Raw genomic sequence first — 20,688 nt, 5'->3', positions numbered from 1 at the left:
AGCGCTTATGACTCGTAAAAAACGTTCCTCCCGAACGAATATGGATTTGCTCAATGACGCCGTTTCCTACGCTCACGGATTCCGCAACGCCCGCACGAAGCAGGCGAAAATCAAGAATCTGGTCGGGCTGCTTATTATCGCGGCCATCGTAATCGGCGTCATTCTCGGCTGGATCCTGCCGCGCATCAATTCTTCGGTCGGATCGGTAACGGGTCAGTACACGGCCACGGGAACGGCGGCGGAAACGCTGAACCGTCTCACCGTGGACGATCATCCTTCCAAAGCGGGCTACGACCGCGACTCATTCGGGTACCGCACCACGGATGACGACGGCAACGGATGCGACGTACGTGACGATGTGCTCGCACGCGACATGACGGACGTGATCTACAAAAGCCGCGGATGCATTGTGAAAACTGGCATTTTGGAAGATCCGTACACGGCCACGACCATCCATTTCCAGCGCGGACAGAAGACGAGCGCTGCCGTACAGATCGACCATGTGGTGGCGCTGGAAAACGCGTGGCAGTCGGGCGCCTCAAAGTGGGACCAGACCAAGCGCACGCAGTTCGGCAACGACATGTACAACTTGCTGGCTGTGGACGGGCCGGCGAACCAGGAAAAGGGATCGTCGTCGGCCGCGTACTGGCTGCCCACAAATAGCGCGTACCGCTGCGACTATGTGGCGCGACAGATCGGCGTGAAAGATAAATACGATTTGACGGTCACGAGCGCCGAGAAGCAGGCGATGCTGTCCGTGCTGCATGGCTGCCCGGGCCAAGAAGTGCCGAATGACGACTGAATAAAAAAGACGGCGTCATAAAAAGATGGCGCCGGACCCATAGGTTGGTATGTTTCCAGCGCCAAATTCATCGTACGCCTCATATGACGCTCGTCATATGAGGTTTTCTAAAATGCGCACAATTCCTTCATATTTGCGAGTAGCACACAGGAGACACCGTCAAAAGCAGAGATAGAAGGCAAAAATTGCCCAAAACGGCTATTTTACGTTGGCTATCTCCGTTTTGGCGGTACTTTCTCTATGCATACGTAAACGTGGCCGGATCATGTCCCGCGCGCGTCGGGCCGTCGAGCGCGTCGATGGCCGCATGCTCGTCGGCGGTGAGCGAGAAGCCGAACAAATCGAGGTTCTCGCGCTGGCGGTCCGCGTGTACGGACTTCGGGATAATGATCGTGCCGTTTTCAATATGCCAGCGCAAAATCACCTGCGCGGGGCTCACGTTGTGCGCCTTGGCGATCTTCTCGATCACACCGTCGCCGGCGTTGAGGTCGGCGCCGCGGGCCATTGGAGAGTACGCTTCCACGGCAATACCGTGCTGCTTGCAGCAGGCCACCACATCGCGCTGCTGCCACGTGGGGTGCAGCTCAATCTGGTTCACGGTCGGGTATTCGCCCGTTTCCTTGTGCAAACGCTCCAAGTCGGAGGGCATGAAGTTGCATACGCCCAGCGTGCGCACGCGGCCTTCCTCGCGCAGCTTCACGAACGCCTTCCACGTTTCGGCAGCGCGCCAGTCGAATGGCGTAGGCCAGTGGATCATGTACATGTCCACATAGTCGAGCTGCAGCAGTTGCAGCTGGCGTTCAAATGCGTGCATGGCGCTGTCGTAGCCCTGCTCGGAATCCTTGAGTTTTGTGGTCACCCACATGGCGGCACGGCGGTCCGCGTTGGCGTGCTTGCCGGCCACGCCTTCCTTGGCGAGCGCCCTGCCCACGCCCGCTTCGTTGTTGTATCCGGCGGCGCCGTCAATATGGCGGTAGCCCGATTCGATGGCGCTTTCGACTACGGGGGTTACGCCTTCGTCGTCGATGCGTAGGACGCCGAGTCCGATTTGCGGAATGGTGGCGCCGTCCGCGAGGCTGATGCGCGGTACGCTGGCGGCGGCTTTGCTATGTATAAACGTCATGCTTTCATCCTTGCACAATCTCAGTATTTCCATATGTTCACCGGTCACAGCGTTTGTTCAGGCCGTTCCGTTAGGCTTGCTGTTCAGGTTTGTCGCTGCAACACAACCATGAGGAGGGCGCATGTTCGACAGACGACTATTTTCTTTGGTGCCGGGCCTTGCTTCTCGCATTGCCGGCAAGGTCGCGTGCATGTGGGTGAATTTGCTGGCGAACATTACGCTGGTGTTCACTTCGGTTTCGTTGTTGGGCTATTTGTTGGATGTTGCGGACAAGCACGCGCCGCAGCTGCATGTGTGCATTCCCGCCCATGGCGGTTGCCTTGATCTTATGGCGTTGATCAACGCCTACTGGTTCATCGGTTCGGACCGTACGCTGATTTGGCAGACATTGTGGCCTGGCCAAGTGATTGCGGTCTACCTTATTTTGTTCGCGTGCATCGCGTTGATCAAGTTTTTGGCCACCACGCTTGTGGCGAGGTTGGGTTCGAGCGCCGCGGAGTCGGTGAAAGTGGCGTTGCGCGAGGCCGTGTACCGCAAGATGCTCTCCTTGGGGCCGAGCTATGCGCAGCGTGTGAAAACGGCGGACGTGATCCAGTCCGTGAGCGAGGGCATCGACCAGGTGCAAAGCTTCTATGACCGGTTCCTACCGCAGCTCGTGTACGCGGTACTTGCTCCCGTGACGCTGTTTTGCGTGTTAGCGCCTGTGAATCTGCCGGCTGCGCTCGTGCTGCTTGTGTGCGCGCCGCTTATGGTGCTGATCGTGGGCCTGGTTGCGATGCGCGCCTCGCGTATTTTCAAGAAGTATTGGGGCGAGTACACGGATCTCGGTTCGCTGTTCCTCGACGATGTGGCTGGTCTTGAGACGCTTAAGAATTTTGACGCCGACGAGGATGCGGCGCGCAAGCTCAACGAGCAGTCGGAACGTTTCCGCGAGATGACGATGAATGTGCTGCAAATTCAGCTGCGGTCGCTGACGGCCATGGATATTGTCGCCTACGGCGGCATGGCCGCGGGTATCGGCACGGCCGTGTGGCAGTACATTCATAACGGTTCGACACATCTGCATCTTGATTTCGGCATTTACGCGTTCCTGAACGGCCCGATGCTGACGGTGGCAGGCGCGCTGATCATCATCTTGCTGTCGGTCGAATTCTTCCTGCCGCTGCGCCAGCTCGGATCGTATTTCCATGTGGCAATGAACGGCATGACGAGCACGAGCCGCATTTTCGCGCTGCTCGACGCTCCCGAACCGGAGCGCGGCACGCAGCAGCTTCCCGTTACGCACGACAGCGCGTTCACGTTGCGACTGAAGGGCGTCGCCTATTCGTATGCGGATGTCGCCTCGCAAAACGGCAACACGGGATCGATCCGCAAGAAAATCGACGAACAGCACGCGTATACGGATACACTCGCACCGATCTACGAGTCCGTACAGACGGAAGAATCCGTACCGATGGCGCTCACGAACGTCACGTTTACGGCCGGTCCGGGCACGCTGACGACCGTCGTCGGCAAGTCCGGTTCCGGAAAGACGACGCTCGGCCATATTCTCAACGGTTCGTTGACGGGCTACCGCGGCATTATCTCTCTGGAATCGAAAGACGGTTCCGTTACGGAACTCGCCAATCTTACGGTCGGCTCGCTCTCGCAGGCCGTCTCAATGGTGGGCGCGTCGAGCCGCCTGTTTACGGGAACCTTGCGTTCCAATCTGTTGATGGCGCGTCCGTCCGCCACGGAAGACGAGATGATGGCGGCGCTCAAGCGCGCCCATATCGACACCTTCGTCGAGAAATCGGGCGGTCTAGACATGCCGATCGCTCCGGATTCCGCGAATCTTTCCGGCGGCCAGCGCCAGCGTATCGCGATGGCGATGGTACTGCTGCACGACTCCCCGATCATTATTTTTGACGAGGTGACGAGCAGCGTGGACGTGGACAGCGAGAATTATCTCAACGAAACGATCCGCGAACTGGCCCGTACGAAGACGGTGATCCAGATTACGCACCGTTTGGCGAACACCACGCAGTCCGACCAGGTGCTCGTGTTCGACAACGGTACGGTCGCCGAATGCGGCGCACCCGCCGATCTCATGAAACAGAACGGCTTATACGCGACGATGTTCCGCACGCAGGCGCAGGTCGAGTCCGTTGGCCACCGCGAAGACGGCAAGCGCGGACTCAAGTATGGTAAGACCGTCACGGCCTTCGGCAACGATCCGGCCACTGCGGGCGCTACTGGTACTGCTGGTACCACTGGCGTATCCGCGGACGCGTCGGGACTGGAAGGCGGTACTCCGGCGGCCGACGCGCATTTGAGCGACCTGCAGGTGGCCGCGCGACTGGCCTCTACGGTACGCCCGCTGCGCTCCCATATGCTGCTCGCCTGCCTGTGCGGCACGGTGGGCCACTTGGCCGGCACGATGGTGCCCGTATTCGGCGTGATGGCGCTGTTCATCGCCACGGGCAACAAGGTGTGGGGCATGAACATGTCGCTTGCCATAACGCTGATGGCCGTATGCGCGCTGCTGCGCGGTCTCATGCGATATGCGGAACAGTACATGAACCACAATGTGGCGTTCCGCATGCTCGCGCTGTTCCGCAATGAATCCTTCGACGCGTTGCGCAGGCTCTCCCCCGCCAAGCTCGTTCACCACGGCAAGGGCGATCTTGTGGGACTGGTCACTACGGATGTGGAACTGCTCGAAATCTTCTTCGCGCACACCATTTCGCCAGTGATTATTGCCTTGGCCACGTCGATTCTCTATATTGTCGCCGCGTGCGCGCTGTTCAACCCGATGACGGCGCTGCTCATGGTGGTGGCCTACCTCGTGATCGGCGTGCTCGTGCCGCAGCTGTTCCACAAGGTGCTGAACAAGGCCGGCGTGGGCGCGCAACTGCGTGAGGAGACGGCTCAGCTCAACGACCAGATGCTCGACGACATGCGGGGCTTGGCGCGCATTATCCACTTCAACCAAGGCGACGCACGTCTGCGCATGATTATGGAACGTTCTGAGGCGCTTCGGAACGCGCATGAGCGCCTGGCCCTGCGTGAAGGTATGTTCGCGGGCCTGTCCTCCGCGCTCGTGGTGCTGTTTAGCGCGGGCGCCGCATTCCTCGCGATCAACACGAGCGTGGACCATCCTGTGAATATCGCGTTCAATGTGACGGCCTTTGTGCTGTTCGTAAGCTCGTTCGCGCCCACCTTGGCGCTGAGCATGCTGCCGGGCAACCTTGCGCAGACGTTCGCGGCCGCACGCCGGCTGTTCGCGCTGCAAGACGAGGCCCCGGCCGTGGTGGAAGACGGCGAGAAGACGCCGGCTTTCGACGGCATGACGATGATGCAGGTGACGTTCGCCTATCCGGATACTGCCACGGTGGACGAAGCGGAAGGCATTAACGACGTGATTGTGCCCGATGATGCGCTGGCCACCGACCCGCGCTCGTTCACGCGCAACTCGCTGCTGGCCGCGTGCGTCCAGATGCCGCATGTGCGCAAGCCGAATGAGAAGATTGAGGGCGACGTGCACGGCAATGTGCTTTCGAACTTCTCGCTTGACGTGCCAAGCCGCGGAATTCTAGGCATTCATGGCGCTTCGGGACGCGGCAAGTCCACGATGTTGAAGCTCTTGATGCGTTACTGGGATCCGCAGCAGGGCCGCGTGTATTTGGCGGATGTGGCGCTGCCGGAAGTCAACGCCCATACGCGCAGGCGCGAGCAGACGCTTATGAACCAGGAGACGTTCCTGTTCGACGGCACGATCCGCGAAAATCTGCAGCTTGCCGACGGCGGCGCCACGGACCAGGCGCTAATGCGCGCGTTGGAGAAGGCGTCGGCCGCGGAACTCGTCAAGTCGCTGCCGCGTGGCCTTGATACGCGCGTGGGCGAGCTCGGTTCCTTCCTGTCCGAAGGCGAGCGCCAGCGCATCGGCTTGGCGCGCGTGTTCCTGCGCGACGCGAATCTCGTGCTGCTCGACGAGCCCGCGAGCCGTTTGGACGCGTTGAACGAAGCGTATATTCTGCAGTCCATCAACGAGATGGCCGAGGAACGCGACGTGAGCATTGTGCTGGTCTCGCATCGTCCGTCCACGCTGCGCGTGTGCGACAAGACGCTGTATATGTGACGCCAGTTTTCGGTATCTCCTTCTGCATTTTGAGACACGAAACCCGGCGTGTCTGTCTCAAAATACAGAAAAAATGCAGAAGAAAGGGCGCGCTTGCGGGCGCGCCCTTTTGCATACGGTTCAGGAAGTGTTATTTCAGGCGATATTGGCCGGTCCGAGTGAGCGACGGCGGATGAATTCGCACGGAATGAGTCCTACGCCGTGGTTCGAGATGGCGAACGCGTTCTCCTTGCCTTCTCCGAGCAGGTAGAGCACTTCGCGCATGGCCACAGTGCCGAGGTCGTCGAAGTTCGGGTGCACGGTGGACAGCGGCGGCGTCATGTTGTCCATGGCGGCCAGGTCGTCGAAGCCAACCACGCTCATGTCTTGCGGAATGCGTACGCCATGCTCATGCAGGGCGCGCATCACGCCTACTGCCATGTTGTCGTTGGCGCAAACCACGCAGCTTGGCGGACGCACTCCCGTGCGGCCGATGTTTTCGAGCACATGGTTCATGCGGCGGTACGCTTCGCCCGCATCCCATGATGCGCATTGGACGGTCACGGAGTTCACACCGAGATCGGCGCAGCTGCGGTTCCATGCGAGCAGACGCGTCATGGCGTCTCGCCAGTCGCGCGGGCCCGCGAAGTAGAGCACGTTTTTGTGGCCGTATTCGGTGACGACCTGCGCCACGGATTCCATGCCGCCCCACTGGTCGTTGCCCACAATGGAGACGGTTTGGCGTTTGGCGCTCGAGAGCATGCGCAGGCCTTCGGCCACGCTCATGGCGCCATGCGTGGAGGTGATGAGCACGCGCGGTTGACGTACGGGCGCGCGCAGGGCCGCCTCGAACATCATGTCGGTCGGGGCGTTGACGATGAACGCGTCCACGTTCTGCTCTTCGAACGTGCGGCACATGCCGTTGAATTCCTCTTGCGTGCAGGCGGCGCCTTGCAGCAGCATGACGGAGGTGAACAATCCGTGGCGGCGTGCGGCTTCCTCAATGGAGGCCATCGTGCTTACGGGCCCGTAGAAGCGGTTGCCTCCGGCGATCAGGCCGATGGTGCGCGAGCGGCTTGAGGCGAGCGCGCGCGCCGAGTTGCTGGGCAGGTAGCCGAGCTCGTCAATGGCGCGCTGCACTTTTTCGCGCGTTTTTGCGGATACGTCGGGCGAATGGTTGATGACGCGGGACACCGTTTGGTGGCTGACCCCGGCCAACTTGGCCACTTCAAACATGGACGGGCGTTTGCTCGACGTTCGTTTACCGCTCATTGCGCCAAAGCCTCTTTCCACAACGACAAAGGAATGGACTGGATTCGTTTTATTATACGCGGATGCCCGTGAGCGTTCACAGCAATTCCGAGGCGTGCTCCTCGGCCAACTGCTCGAGTCGCTTGGCGAAATGCGGCCAATCCGTTTTCATGGCCGTGAGCAGTTTGCGGTTGGGCACGTCGTCGATCGGCACCCACGCGATTTCCATACTTTCGTCGTCGTTGGCCGCGGGGATGACCGTATGGCCGGGCTTTTCGAACGCGAACACCGTGGTGTAGGCCCAATTGCCGTGGTCCTCGCGGTAGGAGCCGACCACTTCAATGTCTTCGGGCGTAATGTTCGCTTCCTCGTAGGATTCGCGCAACGCGCCTTCGATCGCGTTCTCGCCGTCGGCAATGGCGCCGCCCGGAATGCCCCACGTGCCGCCTTCGGCGCTCCATGCGGCGCGATGCTGCATCACAATGTCCGTGACGAGGCCCGTTTGTGCGTCGCGGCGTGCAAGCAGTACGCCCGCGGCGCCGTTCAGACCCCAGTGCGCGCGGCCGCAATTGCACTGCACCCAGCCGTCACCGGGCTGGTGCACGTTCTCCTTGGGCGCCACGGTGGAAGCGGGATCGTCAATGTCGAAATGCTGGCCGGTTTCGTTCCACAAATCCGTCCATTCCACGCCCACACGATTGACGAGCGTGCGCGCCAACGGCAGGCTCAGACCGATAATGCCCGAAGGGTCGCCATCAATGCGCTCGATAAACGCGCCGCCCAAACCTTCCAGCGTGAAGGATCCGGCCACTTCCAACGGCTCGCCGCTGGCCACATAGGCGTCGATCTCCTCGTCGCTCATCTGCGCAAAATGCACGGTAGCGCGGCTCACGCCCTGCGCCACTTCCCCATTGCCGAGGTTGATTACGCAATGGCCCGTATACAGCTCGCCCGTGTTGCCGCTCAACTCGTGCACGCGCTCGCGCGCCACCTCGGCGTTGTGGGGCTTGCCCAGCGCTTCGCCATGCAACAGGAACATGGAGTCGCAACCGATAATCAGCGGGCCGCCATCGCCCGACGCCAATCCCTGGCGCTCCCCCGCCGCGTTCGCCACGCTCGCGGCGATCGGCTCGCTTGTCTTGGGCACGTCCACACCTGAAAAGTCGCGCGTAATGGCGCTGGTCTGTTCGCGTGCGTTCTCCACATTCTTCGAATGGATCACGCCATCCAGAGGACGGCCCACCACGCAATCGCCGCGGGCTTCCATCGCCGTTTGCATCACGGCGCGGTAGGCGCGGGCCACAGACTCGGCCTTGGCCTTGGCCAAAATCTGCACGCGGTCGGCAATCGGAAGCTCGTCCACACTGACGTGACGTTTGGCGGCCTCCTCGGCCACCACGGCGTCCTCATCCACATGGGAGACGCGAATTACGGGACGGATGCCTGCGTCCACCAGCACGCGCTGGCGGGAAGGCGACTGGGAAGCAAGAATCAGTGACACGCTCATAGTTAGGTACTGTATCGCATAAAGAAGAAGAACAGCACGCTTGCCGCCGGACAGCATAAGGTATGCAATGACAGGATCATGAGCCCGGAATCTAACAAAAGGCGGCAATTTATGAGCACCAATATTTGGCCATGCGATACGCGGCGCGACGCGGACGGAAATCTCACATTCCACGGCATTACGGCACGCGAACTGCTCGCGCAATTCGGATCCCCGCTGTATGTGATCGACGTGGACGACGTACGCAGTCGCGCGCGCAAATTCGTGCACACGGCGGCCACGGCGTTCCCGAACACCACCACGCACGTGAGTTTCGCGGCCAAAGCGTTCCTGAGCAAGGAAATCGCGCGTATCGTCTCGGACGAAGGCATGCTCATCGACACGTGCACGCTCGGGGAAATGAAAATCGCGCTGGCCGCCGGCATTCCGGGCCGCCATCTCGTATTGCATGGCAACAACAAGTCGGATGAGGAAATCGAACTCGCCATCCGCGAGCATTTCAACAAAATCGTAATCGACGAACCGCAGGAACCCGCGCGTATCGCCGCCATCGCCGAGCGACTCGGCATGCGGGCGCGCGTCATGGTGCGCGTCACGTCCGGCATTCACGCGGGCGGCCACGAATTCGTCTCCACCGCACACGAGGACCAGAAGTTCGGCATCGCGCTGCTGCCCATCAACTCTCCGGGCGAAAACGATACGGAAGAGCCGTTTAGCACCATTTTCAGCGCCGACCACGGCGGCTCGAGCATTGACGAGGACGGTACGCGCGACGAAGCGCATTTGCGTGCGCTGATGACCGTGATGGACACGGTGGCGCACGGGCCGGCCATGGACGTGATCCGCACGGTTCGCGGATTCGACGCGCAGCTCGAGCTTGTGGGCGTGCACTCGCATATCGGCTCCAACATCCACGACGCCGACGCGTTCATCCAGGCGGCCCAGCGCATGATGCTGCTGCGCAAGACCTGCTATGCCACCGAAGGCTACGTGCTGCCCGAAGTCGACTTGGGCGGCGGCTATTCCGTGGCTTATACGGAGCATGAGGATTCCATGGATCTCGCCGTAGAACTGGGGCGTCTCGCAGACGCGATCACGAGCGCGAACGCCGTGCTCGGCATGCCGATGCCCAGCATCTCGTTCGAACCGGGCCGCTGGATTATCGCGCCGACGGGCGTGACGCTGTATACGGTGGGAACCGTGAAGCCCGTGGCGCTTTCGAATGCCATGGACTCTTCGGGCAACCCGATTATCCAGCGCCTGTATGTGTCGGTGGACGGCGGCATGAGCGACAACATCCGCCCGGCCCTGTATGGCTCGGAGTACGCGGCTGTGCTCGCCAACCGCGAGTACTCGGGTCCGTGCGAAGTGGCGCGCGTGGTCGGCAAGCACTGCGAATCGGGCGACATTGTGGTGCAGGACGTGGAACTTCCGGCGGACATTCACCGCGGCGACATTCTCGCCGTTCCCGTGACGGGCGCGTACGGCCGCACGATGGCGAGCAACTACAATCAGGCGCTTATTCCGGCCGTGGTCGCCGTCGGCAACAAGGGCGCGCATCTGATGATGCGCCGGCAGACGATCGACGATCTGCTGTCGTATGACGTCAGCGAGTGAGTAATCGGTCCGCCCGCGGTACGGAAACCCCATATCTCATACCAACTTCTGCATTTTGCGACAGACACGCCGCGTTTCATGTCTCAAAATGCAGAAGAGATATAGAAGAAAAGCACCGCAAGCGCCCTGCGCCCCACCTTACGGGACAATTTCTAAAAATCGCGCGCGCGGGCGGCGCGTTTTCCCGTAGAATGTGCCTCAACCATCGAAACCGTAGGGAAAGGATTGAGCCCGTGGCATTGCAAACAGATCAACCGATTCGTGTGGGATTGCTGGGAGCCGGAACGGTTGGTTCGCAAACCGCGCGGCTCATCGTGGATCAGAGCGAGGAACTGGCCCTGCGCATCGGCCGCCCGCTGGAACTGACGGGCGTCGCATGCCTTGATCCGGCCGAAGTGACGGTCCCGTGGATCGACAAGGCGCTGCTCACCACGGACACGATGGCCGTGGCCACGAGCAACGACATCGTCATCGAACTCATTGGCGGCACGGGCGCCGCATACACGTTCGTGAAGGCCGCGCTGGAAAAGGGCGCGTCCGTCGTCACGGCGAACAAGGCGCTGCTGGCCAAGTATGGTCCGGAACTGTATGAACTGGCCGAAAAGAACAATGCGGACATTTATTTCGAGGCGGCTGTGGGCGGCGCCATTCCGATTCTGCGCCCGTTGCGCGAATCGCTGGCCGGCGACCAGGTCGAGCATATGCTCGGCATTGTCAACGGCACCACGAACTACATTCTCGACGAAATGACCACGAAGGGACTCGATTTCGACGTGGCGCTGCGCCAGGCCCAGGAAAAGGGTTATGCGGAGGCCGATCCGACGGGCGACATCGAGGGCTATGACGCGGCGAACAAGGCCGCCATTCTCGCCACACTCGGATTCCACACGAAGGTGGGCATCGACGACGTGACCGTCGAAGGCATTACGCATATCGACGCGGCCGACATCGCCGCCGCGAAGGCCGAGCACAAGGTCATCAAGCTGCTCGCCGTGGTGGGCCGCACGGAGGAAGGTGTCTCCGCGCGCGTCTATCCGGCGCTGATCAGCGACGAGCATCCGCTCGCGTCCGTGCGCGGCTCGTTCAACGCCATCTTCCTGCATGCCAAGTACGCCGACGATCTCATGTTCTACGGCCGTGGCGCGGGCGGCGCCCCTACCGCTTCCGCCGTGGTCGGCGACGTGGTGACCGAGGCGCGCCATATTGCGCAGGGCACGCGTGGCCCGGCCATCCGCATGTACAACGACTTCCCGATCGCGCCGCTCGACGCGGCCAAGGCGGCGTTCGCCGTGCGTTTCGTGATTCTCGACAGCCCGGGCGTGCTCGCGAAGGTCGCGTCCGTGTTCGCCGCCCATGGTGTGTCCATCAACGGCGTGAACCAGGACCTCAAGCCCACGCAAGTGGCGCCGGGATACGATGGCGAGCGCCAGCAGCTGCGTATCGTCACGCATCTTACGGACGAGACGACGTTGCGCGCCACGATTGACGATGTGCTCAAGCTGGATTGCGTGATCGGCGAGCCGTCGATTGTGCGCGTGCTCGACTAGTCCGACTGAGCGGAAAGAGAAGATTATGACGACTCCCGTTGCGAAAACGGTGCATGTGCGCGTGCCGGCTACGAGCGCCAATTTGGGGCCGGCCTTCGATTGCGCCGGCTTGGCGTTGGAATATTTTGACGATGTCGAGTTCCGTGTGAGCCAGGATCCGCTCAATACGGTGGCGCAGGTGTTCATTGAGGGTGAGGGCGCGGATTCGTTGCCGCGTGACGAGCGCCATTTGGTGGTGTCCACCTTCCGTCGCGCCTGCCATGAGTTTGGTCTGGGCCAGCTCGGTTTCATGATGGAGTGCACGAACCGTATTCCGCAGGCGCGCGGCATGGGTTCGTCGGCCGAGGCGATTGTGGTGGGTGTGGCCGCGGCGGCCGCGTTCGCGTATGACGGTCCGCTGGACCGTGACGAGATTTTTGCGTTGGCCGCCGAGATTGAGGGTCATCCCGACAATGTGGCGCCGGCCGTCTATGGCGGCCTTACGGCGTCGTGGAAGGTCAAGAACCGTTTCCAGAGCGTGCGGTACGCGGTGGACCGCCGTATGACGTCGAGCGTGTTCATTCCTGATTTTGAGGTGTCGACGGCGGCGGCGCGTGAGGCGTTGCCTGAGACTGTGTCGTTCGCGGACGCCGTGTTCAACGAGTCGCGCGCGATGCTGCTGCCGGCCGCGCTGAATCCTGTGGCACTTTCGATGCCCGAGGCGCAGTGGATGGAAGAGAATGAGCAGCTTGCGGCGATGAATACGCTGCTATGCGAGGCGACGGAGGACACGTTGCATGAGCGCTACCGTATGCCGCTGATGGAGCCGTCGGCCGATCTGGTGCGCAAGTTGCGCGCCCAGGGGTTCGCGGCCATGATTTCGGGCGCGGGCCCGTGCGTGATTGTGTTGCATGCGGGCGATGCGAGCCGTTATATAGATGCGGCCGCCGTGGATGAATTGCACGGCGGCCATTGGCGTGTGCTGCATTTGCCCGTCAATCACACGGGCGTGCAAGTGCAGCGGTCGTAACGCTTATATCACATCTTGTCCGGGGCGGAGACGCCGAGCAGGTCGAGGCCTTCGGCGATCACCGTGCGCACGGCGTCGTTGAGCTTCAGACGTGCGGCGGCGCGTGCCGGTTCCGGAGCCTTGGCGATGCGCGCTTCTTCGCTCAGGAGCTTGGCGTCCTCTTCGCCAAGCTCCATCGGGACGACGCGCTCCACGTTGTACCACTTGTGGTAGGCGGCGGCGAGGTCCTCGAGGTAGTGCGCGATCTTGTGCGGGGCGCGCAGGTCGCCGGCCGTGGCGAGCGTGCTCGCCCACTGGGCCAGCATGGCCATCACTTCGCCGTCGGCCTCCGTGTTCAGCAGGCCCAGGTCGGCACCGTCGTAGGTCAGGCCCGCGGCCGCCGCGTTGCGGTCCACGTTGCAGGAGCGCGCGTGCGCGTACTGCACGTAGTACACGGGGTTCTCGTTCGAGTGGGAGGCGAGCAGGTCGAGGTCGATATCCACCGAGGAGTTGTAGTCGGTGCGGGCCAGCGAATAGCGCGAGGCGTCCACGCCGATGGCTTCCACGAGGTCGTCGATCGTGACGATGTTGCCGGCGCGCTTGGACATGCGCACGGGCTTGCCGTCCTTCATCACGTTCACGAGCTGGCCGATCAGGATCTGCATGTTCACGCCCGGTTCGTCGCCGAAGGCCGCGCACATGGCCATCATGCGGCCGATGTAGCCGTGGTGGTCGGCGCCCAGCATGTAGATGGCGATGTCGGCCGGATCGATGGCGCGGTGGCGCTTGTTGCGGTAGTAGGCGATATCGGCCGCGAAGTAGGCGTAGTTGCCGTCGGACTTGATGATCACGCGGTCCTTGTCGTCGCCATGCTTCGTGGAAGCGAACCAGGTGGCGCCATCCTTTTCGTAAATGTCGCCGCGGGCGCGCAGATCTTCAATGGCGCGCTCGACTTCGCCGTCTTCGTACAGGCTGTTCTCGTGGAACCACACGTCGAAGTTCACGCGGAAGTTGTTCATGGATTCCTGGATTTCCGTGAACATCATCGGCACAGCGCGCTTGCGGAACTCTTCACGCTGCTCGGAGTCGCCTTCGCCGAGAGGCTCGCCGTTGGCGTCCTTGCCGGCGTCCACGCGCGGCAGGGCGAGAATGTCAACGCCGTCGTCCTTGGCTTCCTTGATCACACGTTCGGCGATCTCGTCAATGTAGGCGCCCTTGTAGCCGTCCACCGGAGCTTCCTCGCCATGGGCCGCGGCCACAAGCGACTTGGCGAAGCGGTTGATCTGCTCGCCATGGTCGTTGAAGTAGTATTCGCGCACCACCTGGGCGCCGTTGGCTTCGAGCACGCGGGCCATCGAGTCGCCCACGGCCGCCCAACGCGTGCCGCCAATGTGGATCGGGCCCGTCGGGTTGGCGGAGACGAACTCGAGGTTCAAGGTCTTGCCGCCCAAATGCGTGTTCTTGCCGAACGACTCGCCCTGGGCGAGCACTTCGTCCACCACCACGGCGGCGGAAGCGGAATCAAGCGTAATGTTGATGAAGCCCGGGCCGGCCACTTCCACGGAAGCGATACCTTCGGTTTCGGCCAGACGGTCGGCGAACAGCTGCGCCAGGTCACGCGGCTTCATGCCGGCCTTCTTTGCCAGCTGCATGGCGGCGTTCGACGCCCAGTCACCGTGGGCGCGGTCCTTGGGACGCATCACCGCAAGCTTGTCAATGGATGGGATCAATTCATCGGTCAAATCGCCCGCCTGGCCGTTGGCTACCAAGTCGTGTGCAATGCCGGAAATAAGTTCACTTAACGCTTCTGGACTCATTCTTACCAGTGTAATCGCCAAGCTGACAGCCCGAACCGCTCCGGACACACGAGTTGCCGCCCGCCGGGCTAGCGTTTGCCGCTTGCCCAGCTAGCGTTTGCTGCTTTTGCGCCGCCGCCTTGCGTCGCATACGGCGAGCGTCACGAGCACACCAAGCGCAATGGCCACTCCGACCGCGGCGAACGCGAATACGTTGCGTGTAGTGAACGCGTGCGGCACGAGGTTCGTGGGAGCGGCCGTGCCTTCCGTGTTCTGCCCTACTGTGGTGTTCGCCTTCGATGTGGTGGCGTCCGTTTGACAGGTGGCGTCGGGCGTGACGCTCACGTTGCGCGAGCCTTGTCCCGCGCCCACCCAGACGAGCTGCGCGGACTGCGAGCAGCGTGTGGTGGCGTTCGTGTAGGAGTCGAGTCCCAGCAAATACAAACCGGATCCGAGATGGTCGAAAGTGACGGTGCCGTCGGCGTCAATATGGTCGATGGCGTCGGGATGCAGGTCGTCGGCGAGCGCGTTTTCGTCAAGGATACGCGCAAGTTTCTTGGACCACGAGTCGGTCCAGTTCACCGTGGACGCGCCTTCGTCGTGGTTCCAGTCGATTGCGTATTTTTTAAATTGCGCCGTGGCCGTGAGATGTTCATTATGTACGGTGGCGACTTTGTAGAGCGATACGGCCACGCCCGTCAACGCGTCGTCCCCGTACGCGTAGGTCACGGTGACAGAACCTTGGTCCGAGTCTTGATCGGATCCGTCCGCGGTATCGGAATGTTTGGTGGAGCGTGATTCGGTTTTCGTTTCCTTGGCAAAGGCGACGGCCGGCGTGCACCAGGCGCAGCATACGCCGCATATGGCGAGCGTAATGAAGGCCGCGAGCATCATCAGCAATACGGAAGTCCGTGAGGCCACGGTTCCTTCTTCCGGGTTCCCCGCCATACGAGTGCTCACACGATTGCACTGCGCACACATGACGGTGCCCACCTTTCCTAGCCGACCTATAACAGGTTCATTCTACGCGTTGGCGCCGATACCTCCGTATGCGCCAGATGCATACAAGTCCGATCGTCAGCAGCGCCACGGCGCCCCATACGAACGGCATGACGCCCGTATCGCCCGTAGCGGGCAGTTGTTTCACGGGATGTTTTACAGGCGTGCTCGGTAGCGCTCCAGGCTTCCACGGGGTCAAGGCCCTCGAAATGCATGCTGATATAGTTTTCGGCCATCGGGTAGCCGTCAAGCCGCACACGCGTGGTGAGGCCTCCCCATGCGCCGTGCCCGTTTTCTTTTGTGCTGAATCCTTGATAGGAGTAGCACACGAGCAGCGCCACACGATTGGGCAGATGCATGGTGATCACGTTGTACATCAGCTGGGGCTGCGGGTATTGCGCACTCGTGTCCACACTGTCCGCATGGTATTCGTACGTGTAATCCTGCGCGGGCACAACGGCGCTGGCCGGGCATTTCCAATCGAAGGCATCCGAGTTGTGCATGGGCGTTTTCGTACAGCGGTCCGCATAGTACACGGTCAACGATCCGGACACGAGGTCCACGCGCTGGCTGCCGTAATACGGGTTGAACATGTAGGTGAGCGTGCTTTTGTAGTCGAGCTGTTTGGCGCCGTCCGAAAGGTTCTGCGCGTCAGGGTTGACGCGTGAGACATACTGCACCACGTTGTCTTTGTAGGTGGCGCCCGCCTCTCCCGTCGCACCGTACGAATGGATCGTCACCGCATCATTGATATCGTTCGTCGCGGCGTATCCGTTCGACTGATCCTTGTCCGTATGGTCGGGTTTGTGGTCGGACTGAGCATTCGATTGGGTCCCCGACTTGTCGTCCGACGAATGATTGTTCGCAGTACTCGACGGATGATCCGACGGACTGTTCGCCGCATGAGATGAGCATGGCGAAACGCCATAATGATGCTCCTTATTGGTGGGCCCAATGGGGTTCGAACCCACGACCTTTCGCTCCGGAGGCGAACGCTCTATCCACTGAGCTACGGGCCCATACCAGAGAACACTCTACACGCTCAATGGACTTTCACGCAAACTTTCATTACCAGTGCACCGATTTTCGTGACGCCGGCGGCCGCTCCCCAACCTGCAGCATACCGGCGCCACGCAACCGGAATCAGCAATCAGTACATCAGCGTGGCCAGACGGCGGCGCGCACGGTTGAGGCGCTCGTCGGTGGCGTCGGGGATGAGGAAGTACTCGAGCAGGCGCTGACGCACGGGCTCGATTTCGCTTTTGTGGCCGGCCGCAACAAAGTCGAGCAGACGGTCGAAGGCGTCCTGGATCTGGCCGCCGATCATGTCGATGTCGGCGACGGCAAGCTGGGCGTTCACGTCATCCGGGTTGGCGGCGGCCGCTTCGCGCACCTCGCGCACGTCGGCGTTGGCGGAACGGGCCAGCAGCAGCGCCTTGGCGCGCTCGCGGGCGGCAAGCGTATCGTTCGGGTCGCTTTCGAGCACCTGCTCGTACGCGGCGGCCGCACCGGCGTAATCGCCTTCCATGGCCAAACGGTGCGCTTCCTCGTGTGCGGCAGGAATGGCGGGCTCGGCCGCTTCTGCATCTTCCGCACCATCCTCGGCGCCCGCGTTGTTCGCGCCTTCCGCGCCGCCCATGTAGGGAGCGCTGCCCGTCACGCCGGCCTGGGCGGCGAGTTGGACGAGCTGCGGCAGCACGGTATCGATAATCTGCTGCGTCTCCTCCTCGCTCGGCATGCCTGCGATAATCGGCATCGGGCGGCCGCCGATCAGCGCGAACAGCGCCGGAGCGCCTTGCAGCTGGAACGCCTGCATGATTTGCGGCGCTTGGGAAATGTCGATGCGCGCCATCTGGAGCTGGCCGTTCATGGCGTTTACGGCGTCACCAAGCTTCGTGGCCAGCGGGAACAGGCGGTTGTCGGTCGGAACCCACATGAACAGCAGGATCGGATAGGTGGCCGAGTTCTGCACGAGCGAGTTGAACATCTGCTCGGTAGCGTCGATCACGTAGCCGCCTGCGGCAGGAGCGCCGCCCTCGGTGCCGGGTTCGGCGTCAACCTTGTGCTTCAAGCTTTCCAAATCCACTGCGCCCGCGAGCGAGAAGCCCGGGCGGAACTGTTCCTGTGCCATAATGCCTTATTGCCTTCCTGTTGCCGCATGTGCGGCTATGCTCCTCTATTTAACAGCTTCAACCTTGATCGGTTGGCGTTCTGCGCCCACAGCTGTGACCTTTTGCCCCGAATTCGCCGGCGGCACATACATGGCGATCACGTTCACATACGTGACCTTCATGATGCTTGTCGGCTTGCCGTCGCCAAACAGCGCCTTTTCCGAATCGGAAGCCGGCTGTGATTCGCGGCCTTGGCCCGCCGTACGCGTCCAGACGGAATTGATCTGCGCGACCACAAGGTCGCCGCCGTCCGCCGAACGCATGATGCGGATCTGGTTCAGGTCCGGAGTGAAGTCCTGCTGCTGGGAGCCGTCGTTCTTCTTCATGGCTTCGGCCACGGTGTTTTCAAGCGACGAGAGATCCTGGCGGAAGTAGTCGTCCGCAAAATCGCCCGCATACTTGCTGTCCGCGCCGTGCGTGAGCACGTCGGCGTAGCGTTCCACGGCTTCCTTCGGCGTCATCGTCAAGCCGTGGTCGTCGGCCGTGCCCATTTGCGATCCGATGGACGCGATGGCGAACTTCGGGAGCTTGACGCCCTGGAACAGGCGCGCCACGGCCCACAGCTTGTAGTTGCTGCGCGCGGAATCCTGATTGAAGACGAGCAGGCGCTTGCTCTGCTGGTCCTGCGTGGTCGTGGTGATGGAGAATACGGAACGCGGCCAGCCCGTATCAGTCGGGATTACGGTTTGCGTAATGTCGGTCGGGATTTCCGTTTTTGCGTCCAGTTGGCCCGTTTTCTGGGCGATCTGGATCTCGCTGGTGCGCACCTGCAGTTCCGGTCCGCTCATGACGGACGGCAGCACGTCGGTCGACTTGGCGTTGTTCGCTTCGGTGATCGTCTTGAGCAGGCTTTCGCGCATCGCCTTTTCCTGGGCCTCCGTCAGGTCCGGAGTGGCGGAAGCGGCGGAAGACGTGTCCGACTTCGGTTGCGGCAGCTCGCCTTCACACGCGCTGACGGAGACACCCATGCCCACCACGAGCAACGCGGCGGCGAATACAGTCCATGGGGAACGTTTCATTACTTGGCCTCCTGCTTGCGGTTGTTCTGGCCACCCTGACGAGCCTGCATATGGTTCTTCGGCTTCTTGCCTTTGCCCGACTTCTTGGCGTTCTTGCCACCCTTGCCGGTTTTGGCGTTCTTGGCCGTTTTGCCGATCTTGCCCGTCTTGTCGTAATTCTTGGCGCGCGCGGCCTTGGCGCGGGCGCTATTGGTGAGCATGACCTTGGGCTTGGCGGACTTGTCGGCGTCTTCCGTCTTGTTGTCGTCGGCCGGCTTGTTGTCATCGTCTGGAACTTCAGCGGTCTCCTCGACCGCCGTCTCCACGCTTTCCTCGACGGGAGCCGGATCATCCGCAGCCCTGTCTGCCGATTTGTCAGCAGATTCGTCGGCAGTCTCGTCCGCTGGAACTTTAGCGGTTTCCCCAACCGTCGTTTCCACGGTTTCCTCGGCTGGAACGTTCGTATCAGACGGACCGTCAGCCGGCTTGTCATCGGGCTCGACCGTTTCGGATTCCTTGGCTTCCGATTCCTCTGCTGTCGTCACCGGTTCCGTATTCAGCGCCAGCAGACCCGTATCCTCACCCGTCGTCTCGCGCGCAAACCGCGCGAAGTACGCCTGCAATTCCTCGTCGGAAATCACGGCGGTCTGCGCATTGTCCTCGTCACCCGCGCTATTCGCGGAACCGGCATCCTGTACGGCGGGAGCATTGTGCAACGTATCGATCAACGGAATCGTCGTCGTGGACTCGCCTTCCGTCTCGGACGGCGTATTGGCCAGCATATTGTGCGAACGCGTATCCACAATCTTCGGACCGTCGCCACTGACGGCCGGCATGGATCCCGTGGTCTCGCCATCATTGCGGCGTCCATGGCGCTTGTACGGCTTCGTGGACGTGCGCTTTTTCGGCTTGAGCACGGCAATCGTGCCCGTCACAGCCTCGCCAATCGACACCTCGTCCGGATTCTTCTCATGCGAACGATGCGGCAGGAACTTGCGGCGCTTCTCGGCGGGCATCGCGAAAATGGAAGCCGCGAGCACGGCCAACACCGCGAACAGGCCGCCGACCACGAACCACGGCGTCGCGTAGTTCGGTAGCGTCTGGCGCGTCCACTGCATCGTCACCGTGGCCGTATGGTCAGCGGAACCCAGATCGGTAATAATGACTTGCGAAGCATTCGTATTTTCGGCGGTAACGGTGGCGCTCCCCTTGCCGCACACCGTCTGCGTCCACATGTTCGACTGGTTGAACGGGACATCCGAATCGGAAACGCGCTGCTCACCCTGCGCCTTCTGCTCGGCCACATCCAAACGGTCCCACGCGCTCAGTCCCTTGATACGCGCGTAATCAAACCCTTCGGTCCAGCCCGTGGCGTCCTTGGCCGAGCCTACGGCCACGCATACGTCCTGGTCGGGAGCGTCCTGCTCCGCCACCGTAAACGTGACAGTGGGATCCACCATGTTCAACGTGCCCGGATCGGTCACAATATATTGTGAGCCTTTCACCGTTCCGGTCGCCTTGATATGCGAGCTGGGCTTCCAAATGGTAAGGTTCAATACTCCGAACACAATGCACGCCACTGCAATGAGACCAAGTATGGGGGTAACCACGCCACGCATGATTTTCGCATGGCGCGTCGGCTTATTTACTTGGCGAGACGAGTCTCGCGCTTCCTGTGCATCACTCATAACGGCACCTATTCTACAGGGGTTGGCTGCCTAGTTGGAAAAACATGGTGAAAACCTAACGTTTTTGGCCCTCTTGCCAATGATTTAATCGTACTCAACAGC

Annotated in this window: 14 protein-coding genes and 1 tRNA gene; 5 read left to right on the top strand and 10 right to left on the bottom strand. The window is 61.4% G+C overall.

Translation table 11 applies throughout. The annotated features are described in order from the left end of the window. Positions 1-40: 40 nt before the first annotated feature. A complete protein-coding gene (locus tag BMAGN_RS00670) occupies positions 41-802 on the top strand; it encodes an HNH endonuclease family protein (RefSeq protein ID WP_022859818.1) in 762 nt (253 codons plus the stop codon). Between the two features lie 238 nt (positions 803-1,040). Here the strand turns inward: BMAGN_RS00670 and BMAGN_RS00665 are convergent, their stop codons facing one another. Further along, positions 1,041-1,925: an aldo/keto reductase gene (locus BMAGN_RS00665; RefSeq protein ID WP_026502013.1), complete on the bottom strand. Its 885-nt coding sequence runs from the start codon at positions 1,923-1,925 to the stop codon at positions 1,041-1,043. Positions 1,926-2,115: 190 nt separating this feature from the next. Here BMAGN_RS00665 and BMAGN_RS08490 point away from each other — a divergent pair, with 190 nt between their 5' ends. Next, complete coding sequence (locus BMAGN_RS08490; protein ID WP_238548725.1) at positions 2,116-6,045, top strand: thiol reductant ABC exporter subunit CydD/CydC; 3,930 nt, start codon at positions 2,116-2,118, stop codon at positions 6,043-6,045. A 135-nt stretch (positions 6,046-6,180) separates the two neighbouring features. On the opposite strand, the gene BMAGN_RS00655 is transcribed toward BMAGN_RS08490, so the two are convergent. Next, complete coding sequence (locus BMAGN_RS00655; protein WP_026502012.1) at positions 6,181-7,296, bottom strand: LacI family DNA-binding transcriptional regulator; 1,116 nt, start codon at positions 7,294-7,296, stop codon at positions 6,181-6,183. A 76-nt stretch (positions 7,297-7,372) separates the two neighbouring features. After that, positions 7,373-8,782 carry a Maf family nucleotide pyrophosphatase gene (locus BMAGN_RS00650; protein WP_022859814.1) on the bottom strand — a complete coding sequence of 470 codons (1,410 nt, stop codon included), beginning with the start codon at positions 8,780-8,782 and terminating at the stop codon, positions 7,373-7,375. A gap of 111 nt (positions 8,783-8,893) precedes the next feature. Between BMAGN_RS00650 and BMAGN_RS00645 the strand changes: the two genes are divergently transcribed. The 3 genes from BMAGN_RS00645 to thrB all read left to right on the top strand — a co-directional run bounded on the left by BMAGN_RS00645 (position 8,894) and on the right by thrB (position 12,955). After that, positions 8,894-10,399 carry a diaminopimelate decarboxylase family protein gene (locus BMAGN_RS00645; RefSeq protein ID WP_022859813.1) on the top strand — a complete coding sequence of 502 codons (1,506 nt, stop codon included), beginning with the start codon at positions 8,894-8,896 and terminating at the stop codon, positions 10,397-10,399. A 191-nt stretch (positions 10,400-10,590) separates the two neighbouring features. Beyond that, positions 10,591-11,946 (top strand): homoserine dehydrogenase, encoded by a 1,356-nt coding sequence (locus tag BMAGN_RS00640; RefSeq protein ID WP_162151496.1) that lies wholly within the window; start codon positions 10,591-10,593, stop codon positions 11,944-11,946. 25 nt (positions 11,947-11,971) lie between these two features. After that, complete coding sequence (gene thrB / locus BMAGN_RS00635) at positions 11,972-12,955, top strand: homoserine kinase (RefSeq protein WP_022859811.1); 984 nt, start codon at positions 11,972-11,974, stop codon at positions 12,953-12,955. An 8-nt stretch (positions 12,956-12,963) separates the two neighbouring features. Here the strand turns inward: thrB and argS are convergent, their stop codons facing one another. The 7 genes from argS to BMAGN_RS08225 all read right to left on the bottom strand — a co-directional run bounded on the left by argS (position 12,964) and on the right by BMAGN_RS08225 (position 20,586). Then, complete coding sequence (gene argS, locus BMAGN_RS00630; protein ID WP_022859810.1) at positions 12,964-14,751, bottom strand: arginine--tRNA ligase; 1,788 nt, start codon at positions 14,749-14,751, stop codon at positions 12,964-12,966. A gap of 90 nt (positions 14,752-14,841) precedes the next feature. Continuing rightward, positions 14,842-15,651: a hypothetical protein gene (locus tag BMAGN_RS00625; RefSeq protein WP_152593261.1), complete on the bottom strand. Its 810-nt coding sequence runs from the start codon at positions 15,649-15,651 to the stop codon at positions 14,842-14,844. A gap of 86 nt (positions 15,652-15,737) precedes the next feature. Then, complete coding sequence (locus BMAGN_RS08785; RefSeq protein ID WP_026502011.1) at positions 15,738-16,700, bottom strand: hypothetical protein; 963 nt, start codon at positions 16,698-16,700, stop codon at positions 15,738-15,740. Next, a tRNA-Arg gene (locus BMAGN_RS00615) sits at positions 16,673-16,748 on the bottom strand. Before BMAGN_RS00615 ends, BMAGN_RS08785 begins: the two co-directional genes overlap by 28 nt. A 131-nt stretch (positions 16,749-16,879) precedes the next feature. Next, entirely contained in the window at positions 16,880-17,860 is a 981-nt protein-coding gene (locus BMAGN_RS00610) for a tetratricopeptide repeat protein (RefSeq protein ID WP_022859808.1), read from the bottom strand. A 45-nt stretch (positions 17,861-17,905) separates the two neighbouring features. Beyond that, the gene (locus BMAGN_RS00605; protein ID WP_022859807.1) at positions 17,906-18,919 is read right to left on the bottom strand and encodes a DUF8094 domain-containing protein; all 1,014 of its coding nucleotides are present in this window, start codon (positions 18,917-18,919) and stop codon (positions 17,906-17,908) included. Beyond that, on the bottom strand, positions 18,919-20,586 hold the full coding sequence (locus tag BMAGN_RS08225) for a prolipoprotein diacylglyceryl transferase (protein ID WP_022859806.1): 1,668 nt from the start codon (positions 20,584-20,586) through the stop codon (positions 18,919-18,921). The genes BMAGN_RS00605 and BMAGN_RS08225 overlap by 1 nt, the downstream gene beginning before the upstream one ends. Positions 20,587-20,688: the final 102 nt, after the last annotated feature.

The sequence above is a fragment of the Bifidobacterium magnum genome, assembly GCF_000741255.1.
GTDB classification, from domain to species: Bacteria; Actinomycetota; Actinomycetes; order Actinomycetales; family Bifidobacteriaceae; genus Bifidobacterium; species Bifidobacterium magnum.
This window is presented reverse-complemented; position numbering and strand designations above follow the sequence as displayed.